We start from the raw sequence: 16454 nt of genomic DNA, 5'->3' as shown, positions 1-16454 counted from the left end.
ATAAGTTCTTTCATTTCATTCATAGGTTTGAGGTATCCTTTGTCACCTGCTTGAAACATTTCCATGCCATGCTTTTTGCTTTGCTCAGCAATGTTTTCTAAAGTGTCGGCATGAAATCTATGTTCGCAAGAACCACCTAATTGTTTACATGTTATTGACTACATGATTGTCCTTTTTTGAATGATAAAAAATAGTCGTCGCTTTCACATTAGTCACAACATAATGTATCCACAAATCGGGGGTGTTTCTTAGCCTATCCAGTCTTTTTTCATGTTAACTGGTTGCTTGGTTGTTTGCCCGAATTTGGCAATACAAATAAGGCTAGTGAAAATATCCGGAAAGCACTTTGGAATATAGCTTATAATAACTGTCACGGTCTCGTTTCTTTTCTGAAGAGGATATTCCTGAAAGCTCGTTAAAGCAGATCAGTTGTATTTGTTGAATTAGAGTGGTAGGGTATATGCAAGAGTCGTCCGAATCAGAAATATTCACAAAGTTAAGCTGATGTCAATTTCCTTAAGTTCCTGGATCTTTCATCCGAAAGGACATTGCTTTTTGAAATCTCTCCACCCTTTAGAAAAAGAAATAAACCACTAGCCCTAGGCATTATCATACCAGGCCAATTTATTACCATTGATAATTTTTTTTTATGCTTCGAATACCTTTTTGAAAAACGATAATGTTTCCCTTGTATGGGTGAAATTGAACTCATTTTTTTGAGTTTCTAAAGTTAAAAGCTGGAGACATATTATGATCTCATGTAACCGAACCTTTTTAGTAAGATATTCAGAAAACTGAGATACTCTTATTTTTAACTTCTTTTCCAATGATTGCCATAACTTCTTTTCAGTGACTTTTGAATTTGAAATAGCTCGATTCGCTACTTTATAATAGTGTGTCAGAATACGGTTCCTTTCTACAACATAAAACTTTTCTAATGTGAAATTTAATTGAATTGATGGCTGAATTTTGATAGGAGGCTGATACTTTTCGTTCTGTCACTAAATATCTTGAAAATTCCACCACATGCTTTTCCGATAAAGTTTCAAGATCTTCTTTTGGAAAGTGATTGATGAATTCTTCAAATAAAGGGATATATGATTTTTTGGCTGTATCGGAGTTCTTGTAGCTTATTGATGTAAGCCTCCGGACAGCTTTTATAGTGAATTACTTGTGAGGGATTTAATCTGGGAATTCCTTCTTTTTTAGGCACTTCTATTTCTTGGGAAATTTTGAGCTGGTTTAATGCACAAAACTTCTTGATCTCTTCCTCAAACTGCTCAGAATAGGGTATTGTCCACCATTTATTTTTAGAATCCCAATGACAATATGGAATAGTTTTGATGTGTTTGATCAAATTCGTGAAATAACCAAAAATCAGTTTGATCCGGCCTGAGTTGGTTCTGATCATGAGTACCTTATTTTTTTGAATTTGGATCTTGTTAGTGATAGGGTTTTCTATTTCCTCATTGATTTCGAGCAAAGAAACCCTAGTTCCGAAATGCACTGTTATCTTTATAAGGTTGCCAGGATAGTGGGGTATTTTCCATAAGCCTTGGTTATTCCATCTGACGTAAGGAATCGTTCTAATGAAGGAAATGTCAGCCTCGTTTTTAGGCATTTTAAGTAGAATCTTTCTTCCCACTACTCGAATTTCTATTCTATCAGTATACATCGTCAAAAAAGTAAAAAGTTGCGGATATATTTCTATAGAATAAATATCTGCAAATAGTTTCGATTAAAGAGATTTTAGTTTGAAAACGCTCTGAATTTTTGCTCCCACATTTATCAATCACTTAACTTCCTTCCATTTTTGAACTGTAAAAGAAAATTCGGGGTTTCTCAGTCTAAACATACTATTTCATGGCAAGAACAGCGGAGCGTAAGGTAACCATGAGTCAGGTTTTTAAAACCATTATCTGGCCCAGAAGAAAGCATCTTTTTTTAGGTTTATTTTTAATTGTCATCAGTAGATTGGCCAGTTTGGTTTTGCCAGGAGCTAGTAAATACCTCATTGATGATGTGATCCCAAGCAATGATCTTACGATGCTTAAGTGGCTGATCATTGCAGTAGTAACAGCAATCGTGGTTCAATCGGTGACCTCTTATGCACTCACTCAAATTTTGAGTGTGGAGGCACAAAATCTAATTGCAAAACTGAGATCTCAGGTTCAAAGTCATATCATTAAATTGCCGATTCGATTTTTTGATAATACGAAAACTGGAGAATTGGTTTCCCGAATCATGTCAGACGTGGAAGGGGTCAGAAACCTCGTGGGAACGGGTTTCGCACAAATGATAGGAGGGGTATTAACAGCTGTTATATCTTTATTCTTATTAATTAGTATTTCTCCGAAAATGACGCTGTTTGTTCTATTGCCAGTAGTGGTATTTGGGTTGGTTTCCTTAAAAGCTTTTGGAAAAATCAGACCGATTTTTAGAGAAAGAGGTAAAATTAATGCACAGGTAACTGGAAGATTAACAGAGACACTAGGAGGGATCCGGGTCATTAAAGGATTTAATGCCGAGCAGCAAGAGATCAGCACCTTTGCCAAAGGAGTTGATGAGCTTTTTCAAAATGTAAAAGCAAGTTTGACTGCAACCAGTTTTGTGACTTCCGCTGGGGCCTTATTATTAGGTCTTGCTTCAGCTGGAATCATGGGCTTGGGTGGTTATATGATCATGCAGGAACAATTGACTTTTGGAGACTTCTTAGCATTCACACTTTATCTTGGTTTTATGATTGCCCCGATTGTCCAAATGTCCAACATTGGCAGTCAACTCACAGAAGCTTTTGCAGGTCTGGATCGTACCGAAGAGATCATGAATACACCTTTGGAAGCTGATGATAAATTGAGAACACGTTCTTTGGATGAAATCAAAGGCGATATGACATTTGAAAAAGTCTCTTTTGCATATGAAGAAGGAAAAGAAGTTGTTAAGGAAATTAGTTTTGAAGCTCCCTCCGGATCGGTAACCGCTTTAGTGGGTACTTCAGGGTCTGGCAAAACAACAATCGCGGGTTTGGCAGCTACATTTTTGAATCCTGACTCAGGAATGATCACGCTAGATGGACACGATCTAGCTACAGTTACATTGGAATCATTTCGATCGAAATTGGGAGTTGTGCTGCAAGATGATTTCCTTTTTGAAGGGACCATACGCGAAAATATATTGTTCCCAAGACCTGATGCATCAGAGGAGCAATTGCTTCAGGCGGTTCATGCAGCGCATGTTCAGGAATTTACTGATCGATTTGAAGAGGGTTTAGATACTTTGATCGGAGAAAGAGGAGTAAAGCTTTCGGGAGGTCAAAGACAGCGTATCGCTATCGCAAGAGCTATTTTAGCCGATCCTAGAATATTGATATTGGATGAAGCTACCTCCAACTTGGATACAGAATCTGAAACCTTGATTCAAGCAAGTTTGAAAGATTTGATGAAGGGAAGGACCACTTTTGTCATTGCTCACAGGTTGAGTACCATTCGGCAAGCGGATCAAATTCTTGTCATTGAACAGGGTAAAATAGTAGAGAGAGGGAAGCATGAAGAACTGATCGCACTTGAAGGGAGATATTACCAATTGTATACCTACCAAGCGAGAATTTAGGGAGAATGGAAACTATAGAAATATTTTACATTTCCTTAATAAGTTCAACTACCTGAGTGATATGTTCTGCTTGGTAGAAATTATCATGCTCAACATTATATTCAATTTTCTCATGTTGCCATGTAATATGAAAAGGGATATGAATGGCATGGCCACCAAGTTCTAACACTGGTAACACATCTGATTTCAGACTATTTCCCAACATCAGGAATTCCTTTGGAGCTACATCAAGATGTTGGATAAGTTTTGCAAAATCTGCTTCTTTCTTTTCACTCATGATCTCAATGTGATGAAAATAATGATCCAATCCTGACTTATTTAATTTTCTCTGCTGATCGACTAAATCTCCTTTGGTAGCCATGACTAGCCGATAATCATTCTTTAATTCTGCTAAAACTTCCTCAACCCCCGGTAGGATTTCCACTGGCTTTTCCATCATTTCATTGCCGATTTCCAAAATTCTGTCAATTACTTTCAGGGGGATTTTATGCTCGGAAATCCTTAATGCAGTTTGGATCATTGATAACATAAAGCCTTTGATTCCATAGCCATATAAATTCAGATTCTCAATTTCTGTCAGGTAAAGTTCCTTTAAGACACTGTGCTGAGGCATAAAGTCTTCGAGCAATTCCGTGAATTTTTCTTCTGCTTCTCTAAAAAATGGTTCATTTACCCAAAGCGTATCGTCGGCGTCAAAAGCGATTACTTTTATCATTTATTTATATTGTTTAATTAAATGAGATTGTTTCCATCCATTCTCGGATGCTCAATTTCGGACCAAAGTTCAAACCTGCCTACTGTTCAATATCAATTGATTTCATCCAATCCAGTAATACTTCTCTCCAACCTTCAACAGGTCCTTTTCCTAAACCGAAACCGAATCCATGTCCTCCTTTAGGATAAATATGTAATGAAGCAGGAACTCCCTTTGCATGCAGTGCTTTGTAATACAAAAAGCTATTTTCTATAGGCACTCCATTGTCATCTTGAGCATGGACCAAAAAAGTTGGAGGAGTTTCTTCAGTTACATTTAACTCACTGGAAAATCGATCAACTAGTTCTTGACTGGCATTTTCCCCGATTAAATTCCTTCTTGATCCCGAATGTGCACTCGCATCTCTAAAAGAAATAACAGGATAGGCTAAAATTGAAAAATCAGGACGGGCTGATAGTGCATCAATGGCATCTTTTGGTCTATCCACTTCATGGGCATATTGTGTGCTGACGGTAGAAGCCAAATGTCCGCCTGCCGAAAAACCCATTACTCCAATTTGAGATGGATCGATATTCCACTCTTCTGCATGATGTCTTGCAAGTCTTACGGCGCGTTGTGCATCTAACAAAGGTACTTCTTTAGCATCTGTAAGGGATTTGGAATCAGGAAGTCTGTACTTTACAACTATTCCCACAATACCTTGTGTATTCAGCCACTTGGCAAAGTCTCTTCCTTCCCAATCATAAGCCAAAATGTGATATCCGCCTCCTGGAAAAATAACTACCGCCTGCCCGGTTCGCATTTGTTTGCTGGGCAAGAAAACTTCAATCTGGGGAATTTGTACATTTTCAATCCGGATGATTCCTTCCTCAACAGCTTTTTCTTCCAGACCCATGTCTTCTTGAAGTGGAGGAGTACCTTCCCAAAGGGGCAGAATAATTTCTTGGGCGTTTACAAATGCGCTGCTCATGATCATGCCGAGTATTAATAAAGTCTTTTTCATAAGGGTTATTTTAGCCTTGAAAATCAAAAATTTTTTCTGTTAATGCCCACCTCCAATTAGGAGGCGTCCCGGGAAGATTGGTTTGGTATTGTCCCAAAAATGCTTCCCATTCCTGCACTTTCATATTGGCATCATCCAATTTAGCTTTTTTCTCAAAAGAAAATTCTTCATCTCCTACCAATATCATCGTCAGCCTATATTTCCAGCGGTAAATACTCATTTGAAGTACACCTGCAACCCTGATACTTTCAATAATTTCCGGTGCAACGGATTTATGACAATCTACATAGGCTTGAATAGCTTCCTCATCATCTTTTAGATCACAGATTAAGACAAAAGTTTGAGTTTTCATAAAGAGGCATTTTTTAATCAAGGAGTCGTACTTGAGATTCAGAATTTTATATTTCCAACTTCGTCACTTTTTTCACTCTAACACTAAATAATAAAACCATAACGAAACAGGAAAGGGGAAGAATAAAAGAGAAATTAACTTCAGGAACACCCAAAATTAAGGTGTCATCATAACCAATTCCACCAATATCCATAATCATACCTTGTAGCGTTGGCATAATGGCCCCACCCACGATTGCCATGACCAAGAAGGCAGCTGCAAATTTTGAATCTTCTCCCAATCCGTCCAGGGCAATTCCATAGATTGTTGGAAACATCAGTGACATGGCAAAAGAAATAGCAACCAAGGAATAAAGTCCGCTAATTCCTGGGAGAAATATTGCACCTGCAGTAAATGTAATAGCAAGAATTGAAAAGATGCTGAGTAGCCTAGTTGGAGAGATAAATCGAAGTAAAAAAGTGCAAATCCATCGGCCAACTAGGAAAACAACCAATGCGGCATACCCAAAATTAACAGCATCAGCGTTTGAGATTCCCAAGACTTCGGCATATTGATAAATGTAAGTCCAGACCATGATTTGTGCTCCTACATAAAACATTTGTGCAAACGTACCTTCCACAAAATTCCTGTTTTTCAACAATCTCTTCATGGTTGCCTGAAATTCTACTTTACCGGTTTCTTTATTCTCTGGCATTTTTACTAGGGCAATAATTACAAGAATTGCAATGACTACTAGACCAAGCATCACATAAGGGTTTCGAATCACCATTAAATCAGCGGTTCGAATGACTGCTTTTGCCGATTCATCCAAAGTTGAGAATATGATATTTCCATCGGCATCGGTTGCATTCGATTGAAGTGCATTCAATATAAATTGCTTGGCTACGAACAAACCTGCCAGTGCCCCCATGGGGTTAAATGCCTGTGCCAAATTCAAACGCTGAGTGGCTGTAGACTCAGGTCCCATCGACAAAATGTAGGGATTTGCCGTTGTTTCAAGAAAGGCCAATCCAAATGTCAGAATGTAAAGAGAGGCGAGGAAAAAGCCATAACTCTCCCAAGCAGCAGCTGGATAGAAAAGTAATGCCCCAAACCCATAAAGCCCTAAGCCAAGTAAGATTCCAGTTTTGTAGGAATACTTTTTAATGAAAAACGCAGCGGGAAGTGCCATGGTAAAATAGCCCCCATAGAAAGCCATTTGAACCCAGGATGCCTGAGTATTATTTAACTCTAGGACTCGTTTAAAAGCAGCCACCATGGGATTGGTAATGTCATTTGCAAAACCCCATAGAGCAAAAAGTGATGTGATTAAAATAAATGGGATTACTAGATTTTTGGGAACTAATGCTGGTTTTGGGCTCATCAAAGTGATCGGTCAAGGTGGGTGTATCCTCCATCTACAAACAGGTGTTGTCCTGTAATATGAGAGGCTTTATCAGAAAGTAAGAAAATACTCATTGCAGCGATTTCCTCTGGTGTTGTCATTCGGTTTCCAAGAGGAATATTTTGGGTAATATCTGCAAGTTTTTGCTCTGGATTTTCAAAAGTCTGAATCCAGTTTTGATAGAGTGGTGTATACACTTCAGCTGGAATTACCGCATTTACCCGAATTTGATAGGGTAGGAGTTCAACAGCCCATTCCCTGGTAAGTGAAAGTTGAGCACCTTTCGCAGCCGTGTAACCAGAAGTCCCCCCTTGTCCAGTAACTGCAGTTTTGCTACTGATATTTACAATTGCTCCCTTTGTTTTTTTGAGGTAAGGAAGTGCAAAATGTGCCAAATGATAATAGTGAAATAAATTTTTGGATACTGAATTGGCAAATGCCTCTGGGGAACCATGCTCCAGACCAACGCTGTCATTAGCGCCGGCATTATTCACCAATCCATCAATTCTACCAAATTTTTCAATTGCTAGGTTGACAGCTTTTTCAGCATCTGATGGAGATGTCAATCTGATTGGTATTTGAAGAGATTTCAAAGGGGCCTTTTCCAGAATTTTCACCCCTTCCTTTTCAGAGGGATCAATAATCACAGGAATTGCTCCTTCCTCGATCAGCCCTAATGAAATAGCACCTCCAATTCCTTTGGCACCACCGCTGATTAAGATTACTTTTTCTTTAAGGTTTAAATTCATTTTGGGTTATGTCAATCTTTAAATTATTCTTTTATCCCATAAAAGGTGGCAGCGTTTTCGCCCATGATCTGTTTTTTCTCTGTAGGAGAGAGCTTTTCTGTAAAACGGTCTACCAAATCAAATACTTGCTCATATTCAGCTGCTACTAAACAAACTGGCCAATCTGACCCAAACATTAGTCTGCCTGGCCCAAATGTTTCCAGCATAATATCCATATATGTTTGAAAATCATTTGGTTTCCAGCCTCTCCAATCTGCTTCAGTAACCATCCCTGAAAGTTTACAATAGATATACTCTCTTTCCGCAAGTGGCGCCATTTCTTTTTTCCATTCCCTCCAAATCCCTAATTTGATATTTGGCTTGGCAAGATGGTCAATTGCGAAAGGTTGCTCGGGACTTAATTTTATGAATTTTAGTGTTGCTTCTAATTGGTTTGGGAAAACAAGAATATCATAGGTGTAACCTCTTTTGCCAATTTTTTCAATACCACGGATAAAATTTTCCCGAAGCATATACTCAATTGGTTTGGATTGAAGAATTTCTCGATATCCTTTGAGTTTTGGATGTTTTGCAAATTGGTCAAGATCTTTGTCTAATTCATCGCTGGCAAGGTCAGCCCAGCCAACTACAGCTTTTATTTTTTCATACTCTTCAGCTAAATCGAGGAGAAATGCTGTTTCATGAAAACTTTCATCAGCTTGCACGGCCACACAACCATCAATATTATGTTGGGATAGCAAAGGCAATAAGTCCTCCGGAAGAAAGTTCTTCTGAATGACTTTCATGTCTTCATTGATCCATGAGTGTTTATCTGGATTATATTTCCAAAAATGCTGATGTGAATCTAATCTCATGCTTCAGGGTCCTTCTTGGCAACCTGACGCGAAACGCCAAGCCCGTCGATTCCAAGTTCAACAACATCTCCCTCAGCTAAATATCTTGGTGGGTCAAAGCCTAGTCCAACTCCAGCCGGCGTTCCGGTAGAAATTACATCGCCAGGGAGCAAGGTCATATACTGACTAAGGTGCTCAATTAATGTGGGGATATCAAAAACCAGATCGGAGGTATTACTATCCTGAATTGTTTTTCCATTTAATTTCAGCCAAAGTCTCAAATTATGTGGATTGGGGATTTCAAATTTGGTAGCCAAAAAGGGACCAAGTGGAGCAAAATTATCAGCACTTTTACCTTTTACCCATTGACCACCATGGCGCAACTGAAAATCTCTTTCGCTGACATCATTATGAAGGCAATATCCCGCGACATAATCCATTGCCTTATCCTTACTTACATATTTAGCCCGTTTTCCTATGACCACTGCCAATTCCACTTCCCAGTCCGTTGCTACCGAGTTTTTAGGGATATAAATCGGATCAAAAGGACCACTTAAAGAAGAGGTAGCTTTCATAAATATGATTGGTATTTCAGGAACAGGCATTCCAGATTCTATTGCATGTTTCCTGTAATTTAATCCAATGCAAATTATCTTGGATGGACGTGCGACTGGAGATCCTATTCTTGAGTTTTCAGGTATCTTTTTTAAGTTTTCGATATTCGCTTGGACCCAAGCATCCAATCGATCAATTCCATTGTTGGTGAAAAATGTTTCGTCCCAATCCTCTTGGAATGCTGAGCAATCTAAATAATTACCCTCGTTATCAATAATTCCTGGTTTCTCTTGACCAGCATCTCCAAATCGTATCAGTTTCATTCGCTAGTATTTAGTATCAAATATTTTATAAAATAATTTTCTTCAATTAAGGGAAGTAGGGGAAAGTATGTTGATGAAGATATTTTCCTATATCATTAAATAATCAACGCTGCTTTACATTTTCAATCCCAAAAATCCACCATCTATGGGGATATTTGCTCCAGTGAAAAAACTACCTGAATCAGAACTCACAAAATAAGCCAGTTCGGCTATTTCTTCAGGCGTTGCCATTCTTCCAATTGGCTGAGTTGCTGATAATTTTTCAAACATTTCTTTCTCTTTTCCAGGATAATTTTTTGCTAAAAAACCATCTACAAACGGGGTGTGGACTCTTCCTGGTGAAAGGCAATTACATCGGATGCCATCCTGAACATAATCTCTGGCAATACTTAATGTCATGGTATAGGCTGCGCCCTTGGTCATGCTGTAGGCAAATCGATCTGGAATTCCAATTGTTGCAGCAACAGAAGCCATATTTAAAATAGATCCACCTCCGTCTTCTTTCAATTTCGAAAGGGCTGCTTTGGTGCAATTGAACATCCCTTTTACGTTTACCTGAAACAATTTGTCAAAATCTTCCTCACTGGTATTTTCTAATTTACCTACATGAGAAATTCCTGCATTGTTAATCAAGACATCTATTTTTCCAGGAATGCTATTTATGGCGTTTTTCACTTCAGAATAGGAGGCAATGTTACATTTGATAAAGGTTGCTTTTTGACCTTTTTTGGTCAGTTCTTTGCTAATTTCTTCCCCATCGTCATTCAGATCAAGGAAATAAACATTTGAATTTTCAGCAGCAAATTTTTTCACCATAGCCAGCCCAATTCCACTGGATCCCCCTGTAATTACTATTGATTTATTTTTCATGATTTCGATTGAAAAATTAAAATAAGGCCATAGGAAACTATCCGCAAAATAATTTCTGCCAACCTATAGTTTTATTGTTTCACCTGTTTTGACAGACTCATCACAAGCGAATGCTATCTTTAGACTATTCAGTGCATCTTCCAAATGATCATTTAAATCGAAGTTCTCCAAAATAGATTTTAGAAAATAAGTTTGTTCCCGATTACAAAGCTCCTGATGATCTGGTTCATCTTTCATATCAATCCATTCATCCTCTTTGGTGAATTTGTTGGCTGAATCTATTGCTGCATGATGGATCCTAATCGACTCAGTTTTGGTATGACTGTCTACATTGTCGGATTTACCGGAAGATCCAGCGTCCTTTGCAGTGATAGAAACTGAGCCATTGGGTCCAAAAACATCTTTGACAAAGAAAGCTGTTTCACTCACCATAGGTCCCCATCCAGCTTCATACCATCCAACGCTCCCATCTTCAAATCTAATTTGAAGCTGACCATAATTATAATTGTCCTCGGAAATATCCTCTGTCAATCTTGCCCCAATGGCTGAAACGGAAATTGGTTTTGATCTTGTCATCTGACACATTACATCAATGTAGTGGACTCCACAGTCTACAATTGGGCTGAGACTTTTCATCAAATTTCTATGAACGTCCCACATATACCCCTGACTTTGCTGATTCAAATTCATCCTCATCACCAAAGGTTTACCCATTTTTTGGGACTCTTCAATAAATCGTATCCAGGAAGGATGATGCCTCAAAATATATCCGACCACTACTTTTTTATTTTTTTCTTTAGCTTTTGAAATGATCTTTTCACAGCCTAAAATGGAATCAGCTAGCGGTTTTTCTATAAATACATGGCAGCCTGCATCTAATGATTTCAGAGCAAAATCTTCGTGGGTATCTGGATAAGTGCTGATGCAAACAGCATCTGGCTGTGAGGTAGCCAATGCTTGGTCAAAATCATCAAATAGCGGATAATTTGACTTTAGACTTTCATTTAGGCGGATTTTACTATTCCCCCTGGCAGCTAGTCCACAGATTTCAAATTCATCCATTTGATGGTAGGAAGTGGCATGAGAAGCACCCATATTTCCACATCCTACTACCAAAATTCTTATAGGGTCTATTGATTTCATTAAAGGTTTTTTTTGGAAATATCTTAAAATAAAAAAAATGGTTTGATTATCCTCCTTTTGATTGAGTCAGTAGTTTTTTAATTTTTGAAGGAGAAAGATATTTTATTTTGACCTTCATGGTTACAGGTTTTATTGGCTCATCCTTATCATTTGTTTCAGAATGAGCAATTTTTTCAACTACATCCATCCCGTCGATAACCTGTCCAAAAACCGTATAATCACCATCTAACCGGTGAACACCTTCTAGATTTTGTATAATATAAAATTGACATCTAGCACTGTTCTTTTCTGGATTCCCATCTCTTCCGGCTCCGACAGCTCCATATTTATGAGTTAGCTCTGGAGTGATTTCTGGAGGTAATAAATATTCTGGATCGTTGAAACCTTCTTCAGTATCTGGGCATCCTCCTTGATTAACAAAATTGGGAATGACTCTATTGAAAGTAAGCGTATCCCAATATCCGGCATTGGCCAGTTCGATAAAACTCTCTTTATGATTTGGTGTACGCTCATCTAAAGAAATAAGGATTTTCCCATAAGGTGTTTTGATTTCACCAATCGGTATTTTTTGTTGATTTTGAGCTATCCCAAAAGATAAATTCAAAAAATATAAAAAAAGAATTGAGAGAATTGATCTGTTTAGGAGCATGGATCGAAAATGGTTGATTATCCTAAATATATGATCATTTGAAATTGAATGAAAATGATTTTACTTCGAAAGCAGTGAGACTTTGTACTTTAAAAATTATCCATATTAATTTAAGTAAAACTCACCTCTGTTGTTAAGCAAAGTAGACTATTACCATCGAAAAAGAGACGATTGAAGATTTCTAAAATTAGCCCGTAAAGAAATTGAATTTGTTTTTTGGATTGATATCCAGCTTAAATCACAGAGTTTGCTTCTAAACTTTTTTTCTTATTGTTTACTGGATTGGCATACATAGACAAAAAGTTATCTACCATCAAGGTGTTTTTGGTGTCCACTTTTTCATTAAGTCTATTTACAAATGCATTTTTTTCTTCCTTTGTATAGAATGATTTATATTCTTCCCCACCATATAGCAGGTCATGTGCTATATAATTACTTGGCCAAAGCATATATCCGGATAAAATCTTTTGGTCAATAACTGCTGCCAACTGACTTAACTTTTCACTTTGGGATATTTCCATCTTAGAGATTTCTGAAATCTCTTTATCCAAAATCCCATTCACCTGTATGTGAATTCTTTTTTTGGTGCCCATAATACCTCTGAGTAGATTTAGAAAGTCCTCGTTTTCGCTTTTTACGTATTTCTCATGGCGAGACTTGGCAAGAAGTTCGGGCATTTTTAAAATATCCGTTGGGTCATATTCATAGGATATTGAAATAGGAACTACTCTGACTTTTTCAAAAAAACTGAATGGATCATTTCCTTCTTCAGACAGGGTCAACATTTTTAAAACTCCACGCTGCGTTGCATCATTTCCATCTTTGGTTCTTCCTTCTCTTTGGGCTGTCCAAACAGATCTATTCTCACTAATCAAGGATTTTTTGATGTATTCCGACGCGAGCTGTGAGCTTTCTAACAGAGCTCTACCCTGAAGTCCTCTTTTGATCGCAAAATTTCGATTTAAGCGAGATAAGGTGTGCAGGAATTTCTTTTTGATCAGGTTGTCACCGATGGCCGAGGTTGTAAGAACTAAACCATTTTCGTGCAAACAGGAATTCAATAAAGAGGTGTCCAGGATAATGTCCCTGTGATTGGAAATAAACAAATAAGAGGTATTAGGTTTTAGTACCTCAAAACCTCCTATACTTAACCCATCTGAACTCTTTTCCAGCACTTTTCTGACGCCTGGGTAAATGAAATTAATTTGGAAATCTCTCAGTGAATGGGTATGCAACATTAAATCTTTCCAATGATCCTTTGAATCATGAGGAAAAGTGAAATTCATCATAGCCTCTAACATTGGATCATCTACTATTTCTCGAATAGCGGCATTCGCTTCTGCGTCATAAAAAGGCCTGATAGAATCAAAATTAGACATAGTGGGTTTAAGGGTTATCCTGCAAAAAGCAAAATTTAGGTCAATTTTTGAAGTTTCTTATGTAAATGATTTTTTGAAATGGCGCTAATTATTCCCATTTCAGGTGTTTAGAGAAAAATAAAAGATGATAGGGCAGAGCTTCTGTCCAGTATTCCCAAGTATGTGCCCCGGGCCTTTCTGTGTAATCATGGTCTGTTTGGTTGTTCAAAAGAAGCTGGTGCAATTGTCTATTTGTTTCGATCAGGAAATCATCCACGCCAATATCTAGAATGAGAGCAATGTTATTAGATTTCATTTTATCTACTAATCCCACAATAGTGTAAGTTGAAAATGGTGCATCATATTGAAGATCTTCGCCAAGCATTGCTCTTTGTTGACTCTGTCTCAGTTTTTGAAAGTTCTCGGGCACTTTCCACAATCTGGTATCTATATTCATGACACCGCTCATGCTGCCAGCTGCTACAAATAATTCGGGGTGTTTTGCACTCAATAACATGGCGCCATGGCCCCCCATGGATAACCCGGTTATCGCTCTTGATTCTTTTTTTGAAAGCGTTCTGTATTTTTTATCTATTTCTGGGATTAAGTCTTCAATAAAGTATGTTTCGTATTGTACGGAATCCATCGTGGGGCTATCAAAATAGTAGCTAGCTGGACCTACGCCTGGAGTGACAATTATTAAATTATAACTATCTGCCATTTTATTTACCAAGCCTGGCTCGGTTACTTTTTTATGCCAATCATCAAACGCTCCGCTACCTCCATGGAGTAAATAAAGAACTGGAAATTTAGAATTTGAATTGGAATAATCCGAAGGCAGAGTGACAGCAGCTTTAAGTACTTTCTTCATTCCTGAGCTATAAACTTCGATAGTATCAACTTTAGCCTGGGCCCATACAAAAGTTGGTATTAGGAAAAAAGTAAAAAGAAAATTCTTCATAGATTATTGAATTTAAAGGTGATTTAGGGCCCTAAATTAAGAATAAAAAAAACTTTAGATTAAGGCCTATGATATAAGTCTTTTTCTTCAGAATTGTATTTTAGTATCTTCACTTTGTTAAATATGAAAAATATAACTCTTCAGAATACTGCAAATTTTCTAATCGCTTTGATTCTTGGAGCAATCTTGTTGAGGGAAGGTTCATTTATTTTTGTCCCATTTGTGTGGGGTGTTTTTTTTGCTTTTGCATTGAACCCTATGTCGAATTGGATTGAGGAAAGACGAATTCCAAGGGGGATAGCGATTTTTCTTAGTATTCTGATTGTGTCATTAGGGGCTTTTGGTATTTTATATTTACTCTTGGACCAGGTAATTGGTCTGATAGGAGATATTCCGGAAATTGGTTCAGCCTTTAGTTCAAAACTAAATAATTATATGACTGATGTTCAGGAGTTATTAGGGCTTGAAATCAATTCCGAAGAATTAATAAGTTTCGAGAAATTTCTTGATTTTGGCAATTTAAATCAGACAATTTTTTCCACTGGAAAGTCTTTGGCATTGGCAGGAATTATCCCACTTTATATTTTTCTTCTGATGTATTATAAGGACTTTTTCGTTGAGTTTTTAATAAGGAAATCAAATGACTCAAATGAGAAAATCATCAACTGGGCCAAGGACTCAGGAAAAGTTATTCAATTTTATCTTGCGGGGATATTAAAAGTCACTGTCATAGTAGCTATCCTCGCAGGGTTGTTTTTCTATTTTATTGGAGTGAAATATTTTCTGCTCTTCGCTGTTTTCATCGCATTGATGAATTTGATACCTTATGTCGGTGTTTTCTTGAGTTCTTTACTCGCAATCTTATATGTTTTTTTGACAACTGATTTACTTATATATCCGCTATTGACTTTTCTGGTTTTATGGGGGATTCAACTTCTGGAAAATAATCTTATAACACCCTTGGTGGTAGGATCTCAGGTAAAAGTAAATGCACTCGCTGTTGTATTAGCTATTTTAATTGGAGGTTTTGTTTGGGGAATATCAGGAATGGTGTTGTTTATCCCTTTAGTTGGTGTCCTGAAAATTACTCTGGAAAGGAATGAAGCATTAAGTGCATATGGATATCTTCTTGGAGATGAAATCCCCATTTCTGAGAAAAAGGAAAATTTCTGGATACTTTTTAAAAAGAATTTTTTAAAAAATAAGTCTAAATGATTTCTGCCTTCCAGATTGTGAAATGATTAACTGCTGGGTAAAAAATAAATTTTCAATAGATTAAATCTCTTATCAGATAAAAAATCCATTAATTTCTTAGAATGTGGAACTATTGTTTTGTTAATTTGATTGAACGTTCATTCATTGTTAATGGAAAATCTACAAAGCAAGAAAAACTGTATTTTGGAGAGTGCAATTGAGCTGATAAGTGATTATGGTTTTCATGGTAGTCCAATCAGCAAGGTCGCAAAAAATGCGGGGGTAGCTGCTGGATCCATTTATACTTATTTTGAAAGTAAGGAAGCCTTGATACTGGGGATTTATGATTATGTAACAGAAAGTATTAAAAATTACGTGGCAGAAAAGGATGATATTTCGCTAGATTTCGAAACTAGGTTTTTCAATTATTGGAAAAATTATACTGAATTTTACAATCTTAATCCTGCAAAACATGGATTTTATGACCAATTCCTTAATTCTCCATTTTATTTAGAGAAGACCAATGAAAAGCCAAATGTATGGCATGAGTGGTCGAATAGCTTTTTTCAGTCTGGAATCGATGAAGGGGCTATAAAAAACATAAACCCCACTATTTTATCAATATTAGTCAATTCCAATATTAGATCAATTGTTAGTATCAAAAATAACTTCAAGCAAAAACTTGCCAGTAATAATGTGAATCTGGAAGAGATCTCCCAACTTATTTGGAAGGGGATTAAAGACGATTGACCCAAA

At 37.2% G+C, this 16454-nt stretch carries 17 protein-coding genes; 3 read left to right on the top strand and 14 right to left on the bottom strand.

The genetic code is table 11. The features are described 5' to 3' along the window. Positions 1-885 precede the first annotated feature (885 nt). Together AAGF08_RS20560 and AAGF08_RS10795 are read right to left on the bottom strand one after the other, a co-directional pair. Entirely contained in the window at positions 886-1074 is a 189-nt protein-coding gene (locus tag AAGF08_RS20560; protein WP_353527395.1) for a phage integrase N-terminal SAM-like domain-containing protein, read from the bottom strand. A 7-nt stretch (positions 1075-1081) separates the two neighbouring features. Beyond that, on the bottom strand, positions 1082-1621 hold the full coding sequence (locus AAGF08_RS10795) for a hypothetical protein (protein WP_343511173.1): 540 nt from the start codon (positions 1619-1621) through the stop codon (positions 1082-1084). A gap of 242 nt (positions 1622-1863) precedes the next feature. On the opposite strand from AAGF08_RS10795, the gene AAGF08_RS10790 reads away from it, so the two are divergent. Continuing rightward, positions 1864-3609, top strand: a complete 1746-nt coding sequence (locus tag AAGF08_RS10790; RefSeq protein WP_343511172.1) for an ABC transporter ATP-binding protein — start codon at positions 1864-1866, stop codon at positions 3607-3609. 25 nt (positions 3610-3634) lie between these two features. Here AAGF08_RS10790 and AAGF08_RS10785 read toward each other — a convergent pair whose 3' ends face one another. The 12 genes from AAGF08_RS10785 to AAGF08_RS10730 form a co-directional block, all read right to left on the bottom strand. Next, positions 3635-4324, bottom strand: coding sequence for an HAD family hydrolase (locus tag AAGF08_RS10785; RefSeq protein ID WP_343511171.1), 690 nt, complete (start codon positions 4322-4324; stop codon positions 3635-3637). Positions 4325-4403: 79 nt separating this feature from the next. Then, on the bottom strand, positions 4404-5327 hold the full coding sequence (locus tag AAGF08_RS10780) for an alpha/beta hydrolase (protein ID WP_343511170.1): 924 nt from the start codon (positions 5325-5327) through the stop codon (positions 4404-4406). A gap of 10 nt (positions 5328-5337) precedes the next feature. Beyond that, positions 5338-5679 carry an L-rhamnose mutarotase gene (locus AAGF08_RS10775; protein ID WP_343511169.1) on the bottom strand — a complete coding sequence of 114 codons (342 nt, stop codon included), beginning with the start codon at positions 5677-5679 and terminating at the stop codon, positions 5338-5340. A gap of 46 nt (positions 5680-5725) precedes the next feature. Next, positions 5726-7042: an L-fucose:H+ symporter permease gene (gene fucP, locus AAGF08_RS10770; RefSeq protein WP_343511168.1), complete on the bottom strand. Its 1317-nt coding sequence runs from the start codon at positions 7040-7042 to the stop codon at positions 5726-5728. Then, positions 7042-7812, bottom strand: a complete 771-nt coding sequence (locus tag AAGF08_RS10765; protein WP_343511167.1) for an SDR family oxidoreductase — start codon at positions 7810-7812, stop codon at positions 7042-7044. The genes fucP and AAGF08_RS10765 overlap by 1 nt, the downstream gene beginning before the upstream one ends. Positions 7813-7835: 23 nt before the next feature. Then, positions 7836-8666 (bottom strand): amidohydrolase family protein, encoded by an 831-nt coding sequence (locus AAGF08_RS10760; protein WP_343511166.1) that lies wholly within the window; start codon positions 8664-8666, stop codon positions 7836-7838. Then, positions 8663-9523, bottom strand: a complete 861-nt coding sequence (locus AAGF08_RS10755; protein WP_343511165.1) for a fumarylacetoacetate hydrolase family protein — start codon at positions 9521-9523, stop codon at positions 8663-8665. Before AAGF08_RS10755 ends, AAGF08_RS10760 begins: the two co-directional genes overlap by 4 nt. Before the next feature lie 114 nt (positions 9524-9637). Next, complete coding sequence (locus AAGF08_RS10750) at positions 9638-10393, bottom strand: SDR family oxidoreductase (protein WP_343511164.1); 756 nt, start codon at positions 10391-10393, stop codon at positions 9638-9640. Positions 10394-10456: 63 nt separating this feature from the next. Then, positions 10457-11536, bottom strand: a complete 1080-nt coding sequence (locus AAGF08_RS10745) for a Gfo/Idh/MocA family oxidoreductase (RefSeq protein ID WP_343511163.1) — start codon at positions 11534-11536, stop codon at positions 10457-10459. Positions 11537-11582: 46 nt separating this feature from the next. Continuing rightward, positions 11583-12185, bottom strand: a complete 603-nt coding sequence (locus tag AAGF08_RS10740; protein ID WP_343511162.1) for a peptidylprolyl isomerase — start codon at positions 12183-12185, stop codon at positions 11583-11585. A gap of 233 nt (positions 12186-12418) precedes the next feature. Then, positions 12419-13564, bottom strand: coding sequence for a 1-acyl-sn-glycerol-3-phosphate acyltransferase (locus AAGF08_RS10735; protein ID WP_343511161.1), 1146 nt, complete (start codon positions 13562-13564; stop codon positions 12419-12421). A gap of 88 nt (positions 13565-13652) precedes the next feature. Beyond that, a complete protein-coding gene (locus AAGF08_RS10730) occupies positions 13653-14504 on the bottom strand; it encodes an alpha/beta hydrolase family protein (RefSeq protein WP_343511160.1) in 852 nt (283 codons plus the stop codon). Between the two features lie 123 nt (positions 14505-14627). Here AAGF08_RS10730 and AAGF08_RS10725 point away from each other — a divergent pair, with 123 nt between their 5' ends. Together AAGF08_RS10725 and AAGF08_RS10720 are read left to right on the top strand one after the other, a co-directional pair. Continuing rightward, entirely contained in the window at positions 14628-15719 is a 1092-nt protein-coding gene (locus tag AAGF08_RS10725; RefSeq protein ID WP_343511159.1) for an AI-2E family transporter, read from the top strand. A 150-nt stretch (positions 15720-15869) separates the two neighbouring features. Beyond that, positions 15870-16448 carry a TetR/AcrR family transcriptional regulator gene (locus tag AAGF08_RS10720; protein WP_343511158.1) on the top strand — a complete coding sequence of 193 codons (579 nt, stop codon included), beginning with the start codon at positions 15870-15872 and terminating at the stop codon, positions 16446-16448. The last annotated feature ends 6 nt before the right edge of the window (positions 16449-16454 follow it).

The organism is Algoriphagus sp. SE2, from assembly GCF_039563885.1.
Taxonomy (GTDB): Bacteria; Bacteroidota; Bacteroidia; order Cytophagales; family Cyclobacteriaceae; genus Algoriphagus.
The sequence above is the reverse complement of the archived record's forward strand: the minus strand, read 5'-3'. Positions and strand labels throughout refer to the sequence as shown.